The following is a 14874-nucleotide window of genomic DNA, read 5'->3' as shown; positions in this document are numbered from 1 at the left end:
GATCATGGGTCAGCCCTGCTTTCCGCTGCTCAGGTCGTACACGGTCACCCCGTCGACGGTGGTCGCGGTGAAGTTCTCGGCCACCCAGGCGGCGATCTCGGTCGACGCGCTGCTGCCGCCGTTGGCCCGGAACCCGCCGCCGCCGAGGAACCAGTGGATCCGGCCGTCGGACACGTACCGCTGGAACTCGGCGAGCGTCGGCGACGGGTCGCTGCCGTTGAAACCGCCGATCGGCATCACCGGCTCGCCGGTGGCGAGCTGGTAGCCGGAGGCGTTGTTCGAGCCGATCGTGGCCGCGACCCAGGTGTAGTCCTCGGCGTCGGCCTTGAGCAGCGCCGTCATTTCGGCGCTCGGCTCGCGCGCGTCGAGCAGTCCGCCCGGGCCGCCGCCGCGTTGCCCGCGCCCGCCGTCCTGACCGGCCCCGCCGTTCGGTCCGGCCCCGCCGTCCTGACCGGTGCCGCCGTCCTGACCGGTGCCGCCGTCCTGACCGGTGCCGCCGTTCGGTCCGCCGGGAGCGCCGGGTGCCTGGCCGCCGTCGGGGAAGCCCGGGAACGCGCCGTTCCGGCCGCCCGGGAAGCCCGGGAACTGACCGTTCCCCCCGTCCGGGAAGCCCGGGAAGCCGGGGAACGCGCCGCCGGGGAACTCCCCGCCGCCCGGCATCCGCCCACCGGGGAAGCCGCCCCGGCCGAAGCCACCCACCACGTCGGGGCCCGCGTTCGGGATCGAGCCGGTGTGCGGGGTCGCCGCGGTCTGCACCGCGTACGCGGCCGGCCCGGCCACTCCCGCCGCCATCCCCAGCGCCGCCACCCCGGTCACCACCACGCGTGTCCACCACCGGCCCGCCCGGCCCGAGGTGACCAAGGAGTTCGCGTCACCGTGCGGCGCCCTGGCCGACCCGAAGTCCTTGATCACCGGGAGGTCGAGGAGCGCCAGGAGGACGGCGGCGGTCAGGCCGGTCGCCAGCACGGCCGGGCGCAGCCAGGGCTGCCAGTCGGGGCTACGGCCGAGCAGGCGCCAGGACCACCAGGCGGTGACCGCCAGCGTGCCGGCCAGCACCAGCGTGGCGGCGTATCCGCGCCAACGGTTCCGCGCCGGGACGCGCCCGGCGGGCGTGGTCGTCGGGACGGAGCCGGCGGCGGACCGGGTGGGCGCCGTGCGGGCCCGCCAGAGCTGGGTGGTCCCGATGCCGACCAGGGCGCCGACGGCGGGCGCCAGCGCGACCGTGTAGTAGGCGTGGAAGATGCCGGACATGAAGCTGAAGATCAACCCGGTGACCAGCAGCCAGCCGCCCCAGAGCAGCAGGCCGGTCCGCCGCCGGTCGGTACGCGCCGCCCGACCGGTCAGCCACAGGCCGGCGACCAGCAGGATCAGCGCCGCCGGCAGCAGCCAGGAGATCTGCCCGCCGACCTCGGTGTCGAACATCCGCAGCAGGCCGGTCTGGCCGGAGAACGGTCCGCCGCCCCCACCGCCCGGCCGACCGCCCCCGCCGACGCTGCCCACCTCGTCGCCGGTGATCCGGCCCAGGCCGTTGTACCCGAGCGTCAGCTCCAGGATGCTGTTGTGCTGCGAGCCGCCGACGTACGGGCGGGCGCTCGCCGGCACCAGCTCCACGACCGCCAGCCACCAGCCGGCGGAGACCAGCACCGCCAGCCCGGCCAGCAGCAGTTGCCGGATCCGCCGGCCGGGTCCGGTCGGCGCGGCCAGCAGGTAGACGGCGGCGAACACCGGGATCACCAGGAACGCCTGGAGCATCTTGGTGAGGAAGCCGAGGCCGACCAGCACGCCGGCCAGCGCGAGCCACCGGGTGCTCGCGGTCTCCACCGCCCGGACCGTGGCGTACGCGGCGGCCACCAGCAGGAACACCAGCAACGCGTCGGGGTTGTTGAACCGGTACATCAGCGTGGCCACCGGCGTGAGCGCCAGCACCGCGCCGGCGAGCAGGCCGGCCGTCGGGCCGTACCAGCGGCGGACGATCGCGTACAGCACGGCGACCGAGGCGACGCCGAGCAGCGCCTGCGGCACCAGGATCGACCAGCTGCTCAGCCCGAAGACACGGACCGACAGCGCCATCAGCCAGAGCGAGGCCGGCGTCTTGTCCACGGTGATCGAGTTGGCCGCGTCCGAGGAACCGTAGAAGAACGCCTGCCAGCTCTCCGAGCCGGCCTGTGCGGCAGCCGAGTAGAACGCGTTGCCCCAGCCGGAGGCGCCCAGTCCCCACAGGTAGAGCAGGCCGGTGGCGACCAGCAGGCCGACCAGGGCGGGACGCGCCCAGCGCGGGTCGCGGCCGGGCGGGTCCGCCGCGGTGGGGGCCGACTCCGGTACGGGGGTGGGGGCCGGCCCGGTCGCGGACGGTCCACCCGTCGGCGCGGTCAGCAGGCTCTCGGTTCTGTCCATGCCGGCAAGCCTCGGAGGGCCCGCTGACCCACCCCCGTGAACGACCTATGCGTCCGCTGTGGATCCCGGCAGCCAGACGGTGAACGCCGTGTGGCCGGGACGGCTGGCCACCTCGACCCGGCCGTGGTGGGCCTCCACCACGGCGGCGACGATGGCCAGCCCCAGGCCGGTGCTGCCGTGCGCGCGGGAGCGGGAGCTGTCGCCACGGGCGAACCGTTCGAACACCTCCGGTTGCAGCTCGGCCGGGATGCCCGGCCCGTCGTCGGTGACCCGCAGCTCCACGCCGTCCGGGGCGGGGGACAGCCGGGTGGTGACGGTGGTGCCGGCCGGGGTGTGCACCCGCGCGTTGGCGAGCAGGTTCGTCAGCACCTGGTGCAGGCGGTGGCCGTCGCCGGTGACGGTGAGCGGCTCGTCCGGCAGGTCGAGCTGCCAGTGGTGCTCCGGGCCGGCCACGTGCGCGTCGCTGACCGCGTTCACCGCCATGGCGGTCAGGTCGACCGGCTCGGCGGCCAGCGGTCGGCCGGAGTCCAGCCGGGCGAGCAGCAGCAGGTCGTCCACGAGGCTGGTCATCCGGGTGCTCTCCGACTCGACCCGGCGCAACGCGTGCGCCACGTCCGGTGGCACCTCCTGCCGGCCGCGCCGGGCCACCTCCGCGTACCCCCGGATGGCGGCCAGCGGCGTCCGCAGCTCGTGGCTGGCGTCGGCGACGAACTGGCGTACCCGGGTCTCGCTGGCCTGCCGGGCGGCGAGCGCGGCGGCGACGTGGCCGAGCATCCGGTTGAGCGCGCCCCCGACCTGCCCGACCTCGGTGCGCGGGTCGGTGTCGGCGGCCGGCACCCGGACCGACAGCGCCACCTCGCCCCGGTCCAGCGGCAGCTCGGCGACCCGGGCCGCGGTGGCCGCGACCCGGTTCAGCGGCCGCAACGTGCCCCGGACGATCAGCGCGCCGAGGCCGCCGGCGATGACCAGGCCGGCGCCGATCACCCCGGCCTGGGCGACGACCATCCACATGACCGTCTCGTCGACCTCGGACAGCGGGATGGCGAAGACGAGGACGTCGCCGTCGGGCATCTGCCGGGCCACCGCCCGGTAGTCACCGCGCCCGGCGAGCGCGACCGTGCGCGGCGCGTCGTCGGGACGGAGCCGGGCCAGCGGCGCCACCTCCCCCACCGGCACCGCGGCCGGCTGCGTGGCCGCCTGCCGGAACGCCAGGTCGACCTTCCCGTCGACGACCCGCGCCGCCACGGAATCGGCCGGGTAGCCGGGCGGGAACCCCGGGCGGAACGTGCTCGGTCGCTCCTGCGGCAGCTCGAACGGCGAGGGCTGCCGCACGTGTCGGCGGGACTCGCCGCCGGTGAGCTGGTCGTCGATCCGCCCGACCAGGAAGTGTCGCAGCGCGACAGTGGTCAGGCCGCCGATGCCGACGCTGACCAGCGCCAGCAGCGCCACCACGGAGAGCACCAGGCGGCGGCGCAGCGACCAGCCGGCCAGCCGGCGACGCAGCCGCCCGCCGTGGTCACTCCGCGGGCTTGAGGACATAGCCCGCGCCGCGCAGCGTATGGATCATGGGCGCGCGACCCGCGTCGATCTTCTTGCGCAGGTACGAGATGTACAACTCGACCACGTTGGCCTGGCCGCCGAAGTCGTAGTTCCAGACCCGGTCGAGGATCTGCGCCTTGCTGAGCACCCGGCGCGGGTTGCGCATCAGGTAGCGCAGCAGCTCGAACTCGGTGGCGGTGAGCGTGATCAGGGCGTCGCCGCGGCGCACCTCGTGGCTGTCCTCGTCGAGGCTGAGGTCGCCGACGGTCAGCACCGCCTCCTCCCGGGCGGCGACCGCGAACCCGGAGCGGCGCAGCAGGGCGCGCAGCCGGGCGATCACCTCCTCCAGGCTGAACGGCTTGGTGACGTAGTCGTCGCCACCGACGGTGAGCCCGGCGACGCGCTCCTCCACCGCGTCCCGGGCGGTCAGGAACAGCACCGGCACGCTCGGCGACTGCTCGCGCAGGCGACGCAGCACCTGGAAGCCGTCCAGGTCGGGCAGCATCACGTCGAGCACCACGGCGTCCGGCCGGAACTGGCGGGCGGCGCTGATCGCCGCCATCCCGTTGCCGGCGGTGGTGACCTGCCAGCCCTCGTAGCGCAGGGCCATCGAGAGCAGGTCGGTGAGCGTCGGCTCGTCGTCCACCACCAGCACGCGCACCGGCTCGCCGTCCGGTCGGCGCAGCTCGATCCGGCCCTGCGCGGCCTGCCCGTTCATGACCATGCTCCCCATCGTGGGCGCGCCGGCTGGACCGGCGCTGTCCCGTTCCTGTGTACCAGCTGTGCGGGGCTCCCGGTGGGTCGATCGAGGCTTCCCCGGCGGGCTACCCGGTGGTAACTTGCCGGCATGTCCATCGACGGTGGTCCCACCGGCCGGTTGGCCGGCCGGGTGGTGCTGGTGACCGGGGCGGCCCGGGGCATCGGCGCGCACACCGCCCGGCTCGCCGCGGCCCGGGGCGCACGGCTCTCGCTGGTCGGGCTGGAACCCGACCGACTCGCCGCGCTCGCCACCGAGTTGGGCCCCGGGCACGCCTGGTTCACCGCCGACGTCACCGACCAGGCCGCCCTCGCCCGGGCGGTCGACGGGACGGTCGCCGCACTCGGCGGGATCGACGCGGTGGTGGCCAACGCCGGGGTGGCGAACCGGGGCACCATCGCCGTCGGCGACGTCGAGGCGCTGGCGCACACCGTCCAGGTCAACCTGGTGGGCGTGATGCGGACGGCGGCGGCGACGGTGCCGGCCCTGATCGACCGCGGCGGCTATCTGCTGATCGTCTCGTCGGCGGCGGCGTTCGCCGCGCTGCCGGGCATGGCCGCCTACTGCGCCTCCAAGGCCGGCGTCGAACACTTCGGCACCGCGATCCGGCTGGAGCTGGCGCACCGCGGGGTGGCCGTGGGCACCGCCCATCCGTCCTGGGTGGACACCGACCTGGTCCGGGAGGCGCGGGCCGACCTGCCGGCGTTCGACACCGCACTGGCGAAACTGCCCTGGCCGATGCGGCGCACCACCACGGTGGCCGAGTGCGCCGAGGCGTTCGTCCGGGCGATCGAGCGCCGCAGCCGCCGCGTCTACGTGCCGCGGGCGGTCGGCGCGGTGCAGGCGGTGCGGTCGCTGCTGGTCAGCCCGCTGGCCGACCGCCTGGTGGGGCGCACCGCCCGGGTCACCGTGCCGTTGATCGAGGAGCAGGCCCGGGCGCTCGGCCGGGGTTTCGGGGTGAGCACGCCGCAGGTCCGGCCGTGACCGCCCCGGTGGAGGTGGTCTTCGAGCGGCGCGGCGCCGGGCCGGCGTTGGTGCTGCTGCACGGCATCGGCCACCATGGCGGCGCCTGGCTGCCGGTGCTGGACCGGCTCGCCGGGACGCACGACGTGATCGCCGTCGACCTGCCCGGCTTCGGCCGCTCCCCGGTGCCCGCCGCCGGCCTGCCCGCCGACATGCCCGGGCTGGTGGCCGGCATGGTGGAACTCTTCGCCGCGCTCGGGCTGGACCGGCCGCACGTGGCCGGCAACAGCCTCGGTGGGGCGATCGCGCTGGAGCTGGCCGCCATCGGCGCGGTCGCCTCGGCCACCGCGCTGTCGCCGGCCGGCTTCTGCACCGCACGCGAGCTGCGCTGGGCGCTCACCGTGCTCAGCCTGCACCGCGGCGCGGCCCGGCTGCCCGAGCCGGTGCTGCGTCACCTGTTCGCCGCGCCGGCGCTGCGGGCCCTGGCGATGGGCATGATCCTGGCCCGGCCGGACCGGTTGACGCCCGACGTGGCGCTCGCGGACGCCCGCGCGCTGCGCCGGGCACGCGCGTTCCGCGCCGTCGCCCGGGCCGGTCGGGGCTACGCGTTCGCCGGCACACCCGTCGTCCCGGTGACGGTGGCGTGGGGCACCCGGGACCGGATCCTGCCCTACCGACAGGCGGCGCTGGCCCGCACCCGACTGCCCGCCGCCCGGCACCTGGACCTGCCCGGCTGCGGGCACGTGCCGATGCACGACGACCCGGAGCTGGTCGCCTCGGTCATCCTCGCCACCACCGGCGTCCGGCCGGGCTGACCCGTCCGCGCCGCCACTTCCGGCGCGTCGCCGCCTCACTCGGTGGCGCCGAACGGGTCGGTGCGCACGTAGCGCATCGTCCAGCCCTCCGGGCCGGCCCGGTCACCCCGCTCGTAGAGGTGGTCCGCCACGTCGGTGGGTGGCTGCTCGGGGAGGCGCAGGATCCACCGGCGCGGCGGCGCGCCGTCCGGATCCGCCGGCAGGTCCCGGGCCACGTCGTCGGCCGGGCCGCCGACGAACCGTACGCGCACCAACGCCACCGCTCACTCTCCGTTCCGACGTCGACACTCCCGCTCGCGAAGCTACCCCGCCGGCCGGCCCGCTCCCGGCGGTTTGCACAGCTCGGAGCCCGGGTAGCGGGTCCGGGGGGACCGGACGAGACAGGGAGTGGTCGATGAGGACGCTGGGCGGGCGGTACGAGCTCGAACAGCGCGCGGCCGTGGGCGGCATGTCGGAGGTGTGGCGAGCACACGACCGGGTGCTGGACCGGACCGTCGCGATCAAGCTGATCTCGCCGGGGCTGGACGGCGACGCCGGTTCGGTGGACCGGATCCGGGCCGAGGCCCGCTCGGCGGCGCGCCTGGTCCACCCGAACGTGGCCAGCGTGCACGACTTCGGCACCGCCACGCTGCCGGACGGCCGGCCGGTGCCCTACATCGTGATGGAGCTGGCCGAGGGCGAGACGCTCGCCGCGCACCTGCGCGCCGGCCCGCTCGACTGGCGCATCGCGGTGCGGGTCTGCGCCGAGGTGTGCGCCGCGCTGGCCGCCGCGCACGGGCACGGCATCGTGCACCGGGACGTGAAGCCGGCGAACGTGATCCTCACCCCGTCCGGTGTGAAGGTGCTCGACTTCGGCATCGCCACCCCGGCTGGCGCACCCGACCACACCCCGGCGGGAATCGTGGTGGGCACCCCGGCGTACCTCGCCCCGGAGCAGCTCGACCGGCAGCCGGCCACCCCGGCAGCCGACATGTACGCGCTCGGCGTGCTGCTCTACTACTGCCTGAGCGGCCGGCTGCCGTACGACGCCGCCAGCACCACCCAACTGCTCGGCGTGCGCCGCCGCCTGCCGCCCCGGCCGCTGCCGGAGGTTCCCGGGCTGCCGGCCGAGGTGGCCGAGCTGTGCGAGCGCTGCCTCGACTCCGATCCCGCCGCGCGACCGACGAGCCCGATGGCCGCGCTGCTGCTGGCCGAGGCGGTCGACGCCCGCATCTACGTGCCGATGACAGTGGTGCTGCCCCGGCAGCGGATCGGCGAGACCTCGCCGTGGACCGGGCGGGCCGCCGCCGAGGCGACCGAGGCGATGGCCGTGGACGCCGCCACGAGCGGGCGGATCCGCTGAGCGTACTGCGGTTTCGCCCGTCGGCGGCCGGGAACGCCTGCCGGTGAGTGACGGGAGGAACGCGATGCCGGATCCGAGTTCCTGGCTGGCCGAGACGGCCACGGCGACCGCGGCGGGCGGTCACGTACGCACCGACGACGGCGGTCTGTCCTCCGCCCTGGCGTCCCCGCTGGCGCCGCACTGCTCCGGTCTGACGCCGGAGCAGTTGCTGGCCGCCGCGTTCGCCTCCTGCCTGCACCACGCCGCGGTGGAGGCGGCCGGCGAGATCACCGACGAGGCGCACACCGTGCAGGTGACCGCCGAGGCGAAGCTGGGTCGCGACGACGACGGCCGCTACCGGGCCGACGTGCACGCCGAGATCTCCTCGGCCGGGCTCAGCCGGGACCAGTTGGCCGAGTTGGTCGCGTACGCCGACCGGCTCTGGCCGTTCTCCAGCGGTGACCCGAGCCGGCACCGGCTCACGGTCACCCCGGCCGAGAACGGCCGGCACTGAGCGCCCGGCTCACCACCGGAAGCCGGCGGTCACCGCGCGGTGGTCGGTGTCCGGCGTGTGCACCACGCCGGCTGCGGTCGGGGTGAGCCCCCGGTAGAGCACGTGGTCCGGGCGGGTCACCGGCACCTCCGCCGGCCAGGTGAAGCCGAAGCCCTGCCCGGCCTCGGCCTGCGCGTCGCCGAGCAGTCGGCTCAGCGGGTCGAAGACCCGGTCGGTGGTGGCCGTGTTCAGGTCGCCGAGCACCACCAGCCGGTCGGCCGGGTCGGCACGGACGGCGCGGGCCAGCGCCGCCACCGTCTCGTCGCGGGTGGTGGTGTGGCCGGCGCGGGCGGAGCCGAGGTGCACGACGTACACGGTCAGGTCGCCCTGCGGGGCGGCCACCACGGCGCGCAGCGCGCGGTTCCAGCCCAGGCCGGTGTCCACGCCGTGCGTCTCGCGGATCGGCCAGCGGCTCCACAGCGCCACGGTGGAGACGGCCGTCCGGTGCGGGTAGCGGCCGGCCAGCGCGGGCGCGATCCGCTCCCCGTCGTCGACCTCCTGCAACCCGATCAGGTCCGGCGCGTCGGCGGCCAGCGCGCCGACGGTGGCGGCCGGGTCGGGGTTGCCGGCCCGCAGGTTCTGGCTGGCCACCCGCACCGCGGTCCCGTCGGCGCCGGCCGCCGGGGGCAGCCAGGCCCGGCCGAAGAGCCCGGCCCAGACCAGCGCCGGCACCAGCACGGCGAGCAGCGCGCGGCGGGAGCGGCGCAGCAGCGCCGCGAGCCCGAGCAGGGGTACGCCGAGGCCGAGCAGCGGGGTGGCGCTGTCCACCAGGCTGCCCAGGCCGTGCACGTTGGGCACCGCCCGGTGCCCGACCAAGAGCACGGTGAGCAGCACGGCGCAGGAAACGATGATCAGGCCCCGCCGTCCCCGCCGGCCGGCGGGCTCACCGGCGGCCCGGTCGTCGACCATCTGCTCCGTCACCGTCGGAATCGTATCGAGCGCCCGGGCGGCCGGTGCGCCGGATTCCGGTACCCGCACCGGCCCTCCGACGGTGGCGGGTGGGGACGGCCGGCCTCGGCGGGTCGGAGTGGATCACGTGGCCGGGCGACCCGGCGGCTCCTCCCCCGATCGGAGGAGGTCGCCTCGACGCGACGCGACGCCGGTCAGGCGCCCGGATCATCACGCTGAATCCGTCATGGCCGACTTGACGGAGACCAGAGGTTCGGCAGTTTGGTGATCCACTGACGGTTATGCGGTGGTGGATTCCGGCAAACTGTGGCGCATGCCACCAACCATCCCGATGGCAAACGCCGAGGAGCTTTCTAGCCTCGGCGGGTGCATCCCGACCACCGCGCCCCCCAGTCATCGCCCGCGAACCGCCCGGTTGGCCGAACGATCGACCCGGCATCGGCCGAACGGCGGGTGGGACGGCACCGCGCCCCGGAGCCACCCCGGCGCGGCGCGGCCCGCTCCGTCCCCGCCCGGATCGCGGTGGCCACCGGCGTCACCTGCTGCCTCGGCCTGATCGGCGTGGCCGGCGTCGGCGAGGCCGCCCCGTCGACCGTGGAGGTACGCGAGGCGCTCGCCGACCGGGCCGCCGTCGAGCAGCGCGCCTCCCGCGACTTCACCCGGGCGGCGCCGCCCGCCGTCGCCCCGGCGTCACCCGCCCCGGTCGCCACGCCGAGCCCGACGCCGGCCCGCACGACGCCACCGCGGAAGGTGGTCCGCCCGAAGCACCCGCGTCCCGTCGCCGGCCTCGACCAGCGGCAGATGGACAACGCGAAGGCCATCGTCGACGTCGGCCGGGACATGCGCCTGCCGCGCCGGGCGATGGTGGTGGCGGTGGCCACCGCCATGCAGGAGAGCGACCTGTACAACCTGGCCAGCGACGTGCTGCCCGAGTCGTTCGACCAGCCGCACCAGGGCAGCGGCTCCGACCACGACTCGGTCGGGCTGTTCCAGCAGCGCCCGAGCAGCGGGTGGGGCACGGTCGCCGAACTCATGCGACCGGCGTACGCGGCCCGGGCGTTCTACACCGCGCTGGCCGACGTGCCGGGCTGGGCGGACATGAGCGTCACCGGCGCGGCCCAGGCGGTGCAGATCTCCGCGTTCCCCGACGCGTACGCGAAGCACGAGAGGCGGGCCACCACGGTGGTGGCGGCACTGTCCTGAGGCCCGGAGCGTCTCACCGGCCGGCGGCGGCGGTGGGCGTGTCGGCGGGCACGCGGGCGCCGGAGAGGATCTCGTCGACCCGGGCCTCGCGGCGGCGGCGGGCCAGCAGCGCGGCCTCGAACTCGCGGCGTGCCCGCAGCGCCTCCGCGTACGCCGCCTCCCGCACCAGGCGGGCCTCCTCGCGCGCGGCGTCCAGCTCGGCGCGCGCCCGGGCCAGCAGGTCGGCGGCCGCCCGCTCAGCGGACGACGGGCCGGCCGGGACGTCGGCGTCCGACGGGTCGGCCGGCGCGGCACGGCGGCGCAGATAGTCGCAGAGGTGCCCCGCGTCCAGCCGGATGACGTCCCCCTCCCGACCCGCCCCCGCGACGCTCTCCGCACGCGCCGCCAACCGGCGCAGCCGCAGATCCAGCTCGTCCAGGCAGGCATCCACCTGACGCCGGTCGTAACCGGCCTCCACCACCGAGAACCTCATGCTGTCGCCCCCCAGGCAGCCGCCGTGCGTCCCCCACCTGACGATCCTGCGGGGCGGATCGGACCGCCGGCGGCCGTTCACCGGAAATGTTCAGCATCCGGACACCGGGACGCGCGGGTCGTCAGGAGCGCTTGGGGAGCACGACCACCCGGCCGAAGAACTCGTCGATGCGGCGCACCACGTCGTTGAAGTCGTCCAGGTCGATCGGCTTGGTCACGTACGCGTTGGCCTGGAGCGTGTAGCTGCTCACCACGTCCGTGTCGGCGTTGGAGGTGGTCAGCACCACGATCGGGATGCTCCGGAGGTTCTCGTCCCGCTTGACCTCGCCGAGCACCTGCCGCCCGTCCATCCGGGGCATGTTGAGGTCGAGCAGGATGACGTCCGGGCGCTGCGCCCCGGTGTGCCGGCCCTCGCCACGGAGGAACTCCATCGCCTCCTCGCCGTCGGCGACCACGTCGATGACCTTCTCGACGTCCGACTCCTCGAGCGCCTCCTCGATCATCAGGACGTCACCCGGATCGTCGTCCACCACCAGGATGCGGACGGGGCTCGTACTGGGCTGACCCATGGGGCTACCTGCTTCGTCTCGGGGAGGGCACCGGCCGCGCAGCCGGACGCTGGCGGGGAAATCTATCCGATCAGGAGCCGACCGACCGCGTCGGGTCGGCCGTGTCGTGGCGCAGCACCTCGGCCAGCCCGGTCACCTGAAGCACCCGGGCCACCCGGCCGGTCGCCCCGGTGAGCCGCAGCCAGCCACCGTCGGCGGCGACGAGATTGTCCCCACGGACGAAGGCGGCGATGCCCGTCGAGTCGCAGAACGTCAGCTCGGTGAGGTCGAGCAGCAACTCGCGGTGGCCGTCGGCGACCAGCCGGTCGATCTCGGCGGTCAGCCCCCCGGCCGTGCTCAGGTCCAGTTCACCGGCGAGCCGGAGGCAGGTGACTCCCTGGTCCCGCTGGGCGGACGTGACGGTGAACGTCACCGTGGCCCCTCTCACTCCCACCGCAGGCGAACCCTTGCAGTGCAGCAAGTATAGGGGGCGTCCGGGCCGATCCGGATCAGCGGCCCGCCGTCGCCGCCACCCGGCCGCCCACCACGGCCCGCCCCCGCTCCAGGAAACCGGCCGCGCGGGGGAAGTCCCGCAGCTGCTGTCCATAGTGGTCGAGCGTGAGACCGATCGCGCCCGCCGGCACACCGCGGCTGACCAGGATCTCCACCAACCACTCGACGAACTCGGCGAACAGCGTCCCGTCGTCCACATAGAGCGCGGCCGCCAGGAAGTCGACGATGTAGCCCAGATCGCCCACTGTCGAGTCGAGCTGCGCCGGCGTGTAGTCGACCACCGCCGGCACCCGCTCTCGCAGGTCGGCGAGGGCGCTGTCGATCAGCTCGCCCCGCCGCTTGACCAGGCTGGCGTACTCGTCGTCGGCGAGGTGGTCCAGCCGGGCGGGCGGCGTCGCGCGCAGCGCCCGGTCGTCGGCGACCAGGTCGGCCGCGGCCGGCGCGTCCGGCGCCCAGGCCACGCCGAGCACCCGCGCCCAGCGGCCGTCCGCGCCGAACCCGCGCCCGCCCACCACCACCGGCACGTCGGACCGGCGGCACGCCTCGATCATGCGGTGGGCATGCGGCAGTCGCATCGGCAGCGCGCAGGCCAGGGCCACCGCGTCGGCGTCGTACCGGTGCAGGTAGGACACCAGGTGCGCGGCCGGCACGCTGGCTCCGAGGAAGACCACCTGCCAGCCGCGCAGCCGCAGCACCTCGGCGACCAGCCGGGCCGGCAACGCGTGCCACTCACCGTCCATGCAGGCCATCACGATCCGGCCGCGGGTCACACGCGGATCGGCGTACGCGGCGACCGCCGCCACCACCCGCTCGCTGATGTGGGTGGCGGCGTGCTCCTGGGCCACGCTCCACTCGTTGCGCGCCCACCGCTCGCCCACCTCGGCCTGTGCCGGGGCGACCAGGTCGAGCAGCACCCGCTCGGCCGGTGCGCCCGCCTCCAGCAGCCCTCGGGCGACCGCCACCGCGCCCTGTTCGTCGGCCTCGGCCAGGCACTCCAGATAGCCGGCGAACGCGTGCGCCGGGTCGGCTGCGGTGGTCGTCGCGGTCACTCGGGCAGCTCCCTCGTCGGTTCGGCGCTCGTCGGGCCGGGCACCGCGTGCAGGTGGCGGGACGCGCGGCCGGCCGCACCGGTCGCCCGGAGCGCCAGCACCGCGATGTCGTCGTGGTCGCCGTGGGCGAGCCAGTCGCCGGTCACCTGCTCGACCCGCTCGGCCAGCGCCGGGGCGGGCATCCGGTGACAGCCGGTCACGGCGGTGAGCAGCCGGTCCGCGCCGAACTGCTCGTCGCCGCGCCACCCGCCCCGCGCCTCGGTCACGCCGTCGCTGTAGAGCAGGCAGGTCTCGTCCGGCGCCAGGTGCACGGTGGCCTCACCGATCCGCGGGTCCGGCACCACGCCGATCAGCATGCCGCTCAACGGCACCACCTCGACCTCGCCGGAGGCGCGCAACACCAGCGGCGGCAGGTGACCGCCCCCGGCCAGCGTCAGCGTCAACCCGCCGTCGCGGTGCGGCCGGGCCACCCCGAGCACCATGGTGGCGAACCGACCCTGCCCGTGGGCCTGGGTGGTCTCCAACAACGCGTCGTTGAGCAGCTTCAGCAACCTCCCCGGCTGCGTCTCCACCCGGTGCAACGCGTGCAGGCACTGGCGGAGCTGGCCGGTGAAGACGGCCGCCTCCACGCCCTTGCCCGACACGTCGCCGAGGAAGAAGACCGAGCCCCCGTCGGGCAGCCGGTGCGAGCCGTAGAAGTCGCCGCCGATGCGCAGACCGGCCTGCGCCGGCCGGTACGCCGTGCCCCACTGCACGCCCGAGGCCGGCGCCGGCTCGACCGGCACCAGACTGGCCTGCAACGTGTCGGCGACCTCGGCCTGGTCGCGGTAGAGCATGGCGGTGGTCAGCGCCGCACCGGCCCGGGCCGCGAACGCGCGCACCAGGTCGAGGTCGGCCTCGTCGTACCAGCGGCCGGCCCGGCGGGCCACCAGCAGCACGCCGACCGGGTCGTCCCGGCCCGGCAGCGGCACCACCCGGGCGGTGGCGCCGGTCACGTCCAGACCGGGCAGCCAGCCCGCCTCGGCGGCCTGCTCGACGAGCCAGTCCAGCGCGTGCGGCTCGGTCCCGGCGAGACCGGTCTCGATGGCCGAGGGCAGCGCGGCGGCGGGCAGCACACCGCTGTCCACGGCGGGCACCTCGTCCTCGGCGCGTACCGCCCGCCACCAGCGGGCCCGGCCGGAACGCGGGGCCAGCACCAGCACCGCCACGTCGGCCGTCGTGGGCACCGCCAGCCGGGCCACCGCGGCGGCGGCCCGGTCGGGGTGCAGCGGGTTGCCGAGCTTCTCGCCGACCACCGCGAGGAACAACGAGCGGGCCCGCTCGGCGAGCAGGGCGTCGGCCCGGCTGACGCTCTCGGTGACGTCCTCCACGTACCAGCAGCGCCGGGCGTGGGACAGCGCGACCGGGCGCAGCCGCAGCCGGCGGCCGTGGTGGGTGAACTCGAACCGACCGTCGCCGTCCAGCGCCGCCACGCCGGCGGCGGCGAGCACCTCGCCCGACACGACCTCGGGGACCAGCCGCTCCGCCACCGGGCTCACGTGCCGCACCACGCCGTCGGCGTCGCAGACGATGAGGCCCTCACGGAAGTGCTCCACGACCTCGGACCAGTCGGGGACGATCGGCGCGTCGTGGTCGGGGGCCAGCGGTGGGAGCGCAGACGTCGTGGGAGCGTCGGCGGACCACACCCGGGCCCGGTCGGCACTCGGCGTGGAGATCCGTCCGTCGCCCGGGTCGGAACCCCTGACGTCGGCAGCAGTCACCAGCTGAGCCCCACTCTCCTCGTCGACATCGGCGGAGCGCCGGAAGTGGCGCGTGTGGTCATCTCTCCGCTCCCCCACC

At 75.6% G+C, this 14874-nt stretch carries 15 protein-coding genes; 5 read left to right on the top strand and 10 right to left on the bottom strand.

Going from position 1 to position 14874, the window contains the following annotated elements:
* Positions 1-9 precede the first annotated feature (9 nt).
* The 3 genes from C8054_RS04835 to C8054_RS04825 are packed head-to-tail and all read right to left on the bottom strand — an operon-like array spanning position 10 to position 4666.
* Positions 10-2394 carry a glycosyltransferase family 39 protein gene (locus tag C8054_RS04835; RefSeq protein WP_107155501.1) on the bottom strand — a complete coding sequence of 795 codons (2385 nt, stop codon included), beginning with the start codon at positions 2392-2394 and terminating at the stop codon, positions 10-12.
* Positions 2395-2439: 45 nt separating this feature from the next.
* Entirely contained in the window at positions 2440-3933 is a 1494-nt protein-coding gene (locus tag C8054_RS04830) for an ATP-binding protein (RefSeq protein WP_107155500.1), read from the bottom strand.
* Complete coding sequence (locus C8054_RS04825) at positions 3911-4666, bottom strand: response regulator transcription factor (RefSeq protein WP_281940605.1); 756 nt, start codon at positions 4664-4666, stop codon at positions 3911-3913. Before C8054_RS04825 ends, C8054_RS04830 begins: the two co-directional genes overlap by 23 nt.
* 114 nt (positions 4667-4780) lie before the next feature.
* Here C8054_RS04825 and C8054_RS04820 point away from each other — a divergent pair, with 114 nt between their 5' ends.
* Positions 4781-5674 (top strand): SDR family oxidoreductase, encoded by an 894-nt coding sequence (locus C8054_RS04820; RefSeq protein WP_107155499.1) that lies wholly within the window; start codon positions 4781-4783, stop codon positions 5672-5674.
* On the top strand, positions 5671-6468 hold the full coding sequence (locus tag C8054_RS04815) for an alpha/beta fold hydrolase (protein ID WP_107155498.1): 798 nt from the start codon (positions 5671-5673) through the stop codon (positions 6466-6468). Before C8054_RS04820 ends, C8054_RS04815 begins: the two co-directional genes overlap by 4 nt.
* A gap of 35 nt (positions 6469-6503) precedes the next feature.
* Here the strand turns inward: C8054_RS04815 and C8054_RS04810 are convergent, their stop codons facing one another.
* Positions 6504-6719 carry a hypothetical protein gene (locus C8054_RS04810; RefSeq protein ID WP_233219498.1) on the bottom strand — a complete coding sequence of 72 codons (216 nt, stop codon included), beginning with the start codon at positions 6717-6719 and terminating at the stop codon, positions 6504-6506.
* Positions 6720-6862: 143 nt separating this feature from the next.
* Here C8054_RS04810 and C8054_RS04805 point away from each other — a divergent pair, with 143 nt between their 5' ends.
* Both C8054_RS04805 and C8054_RS04800 read left to right on the top strand, forming a co-directional pair.
* Positions 6863-7810: a serine/threonine-protein kinase gene (locus C8054_RS04805; protein ID WP_107155496.1), complete on the top strand. Its 948-nt coding sequence runs from the start codon at positions 6863-6865 to the stop codon at positions 7808-7810.
* Between the two features lie 64 nt (positions 7811-7874).
* Positions 7875-8303: an OsmC family protein gene (locus C8054_RS04800; protein WP_107155495.1), complete on the top strand. Its 429-nt coding sequence runs from the start codon at positions 7875-7877 to the stop codon at positions 8301-8303.
* A gap of 9 nt (positions 8304-8312) precedes the next feature.
* Here the strand turns inward: C8054_RS04800 and C8054_RS04795 are convergent, their stop codons facing one another.
* On the bottom strand, positions 8313-9263 hold the full coding sequence (locus C8054_RS04795) for an endonuclease/exonuclease/phosphatase family protein (protein WP_233219497.1): 951 nt from the start codon (positions 9261-9263) through the stop codon (positions 8313-8315).
* A gap of 441 nt (positions 9264-9704) precedes the next feature.
* On the opposite strand from C8054_RS04795, the gene C8054_RS04790 reads away from it, so the two are divergent.
* Positions 9705-10454, top strand: coding sequence for a hypothetical protein (locus C8054_RS04790; RefSeq protein ID WP_107155494.1), 750 nt, complete (start codon positions 9705-9707; stop codon positions 10452-10454).
* 13 nt (positions 10455-10467) lie between these two features.
* Here C8054_RS04790 and C8054_RS04785 read toward each other — a convergent pair whose 3' ends face one another.
* The 5 genes from C8054_RS04785 to C8054_RS04765 all read right to left on the bottom strand — a co-directional run bounded on the left by C8054_RS04785 (position 10468) and on the right by C8054_RS04765 (position 14795).
* Positions 10468-10926: an ATPase gene (locus C8054_RS04785; protein WP_107155493.1), complete on the bottom strand. Its 459-nt coding sequence runs from the start codon at positions 10924-10926 to the stop codon at positions 10468-10470.
* Between the two features lie 121 nt (positions 10927-11047).
* Positions 11048-11494: a response regulator gene (locus C8054_RS04780; RefSeq protein ID WP_107155492.1), complete on the bottom strand. Its 447-nt coding sequence runs from the start codon at positions 11492-11494 to the stop codon at positions 11048-11050.
* Between the two features lie 70 nt (positions 11495-11564).
* Positions 11565-11906, bottom strand: a complete 342-nt coding sequence (locus tag C8054_RS04775) for an STAS domain-containing protein (RefSeq protein WP_107155491.1) — start codon at positions 11904-11906, stop codon at positions 11565-11567.
* A gap of 76 nt (positions 11907-11982) precedes the next feature.
* The gene (locus C8054_RS04770) at positions 11983-13035 is read right to left on the bottom strand and encodes a B12-binding domain-containing protein (protein ID WP_107155490.1); all 1053 of its coding nucleotides are present in this window, start codon (positions 13033-13035) and stop codon (positions 11983-11985) included.
* Complete coding sequence (locus C8054_RS04765) at positions 13032-14795, bottom strand: PP2C family protein-serine/threonine phosphatase (RefSeq protein ID WP_107155489.1); 1764 nt, start codon at positions 14793-14795, stop codon at positions 13032-13034. The genes C8054_RS04770 and C8054_RS04765 overlap by 4 nt, the downstream gene beginning before the upstream one ends.
* Between the last annotated feature and the right edge of the window lie 79 nt (positions 14796-14874).

This window comes from Micromonospora sp. RP3T (assembly GCF_003027925.1).
GTDB lineage: Bacteria > Actinomycetota > Actinomycetes > Mycobacteriales > Micromonosporaceae > Micromonospora.
Note: the sequence above shows the minus strand (reverse complement) of the source record. Positions and strands in the feature narration are given on the sequence as shown.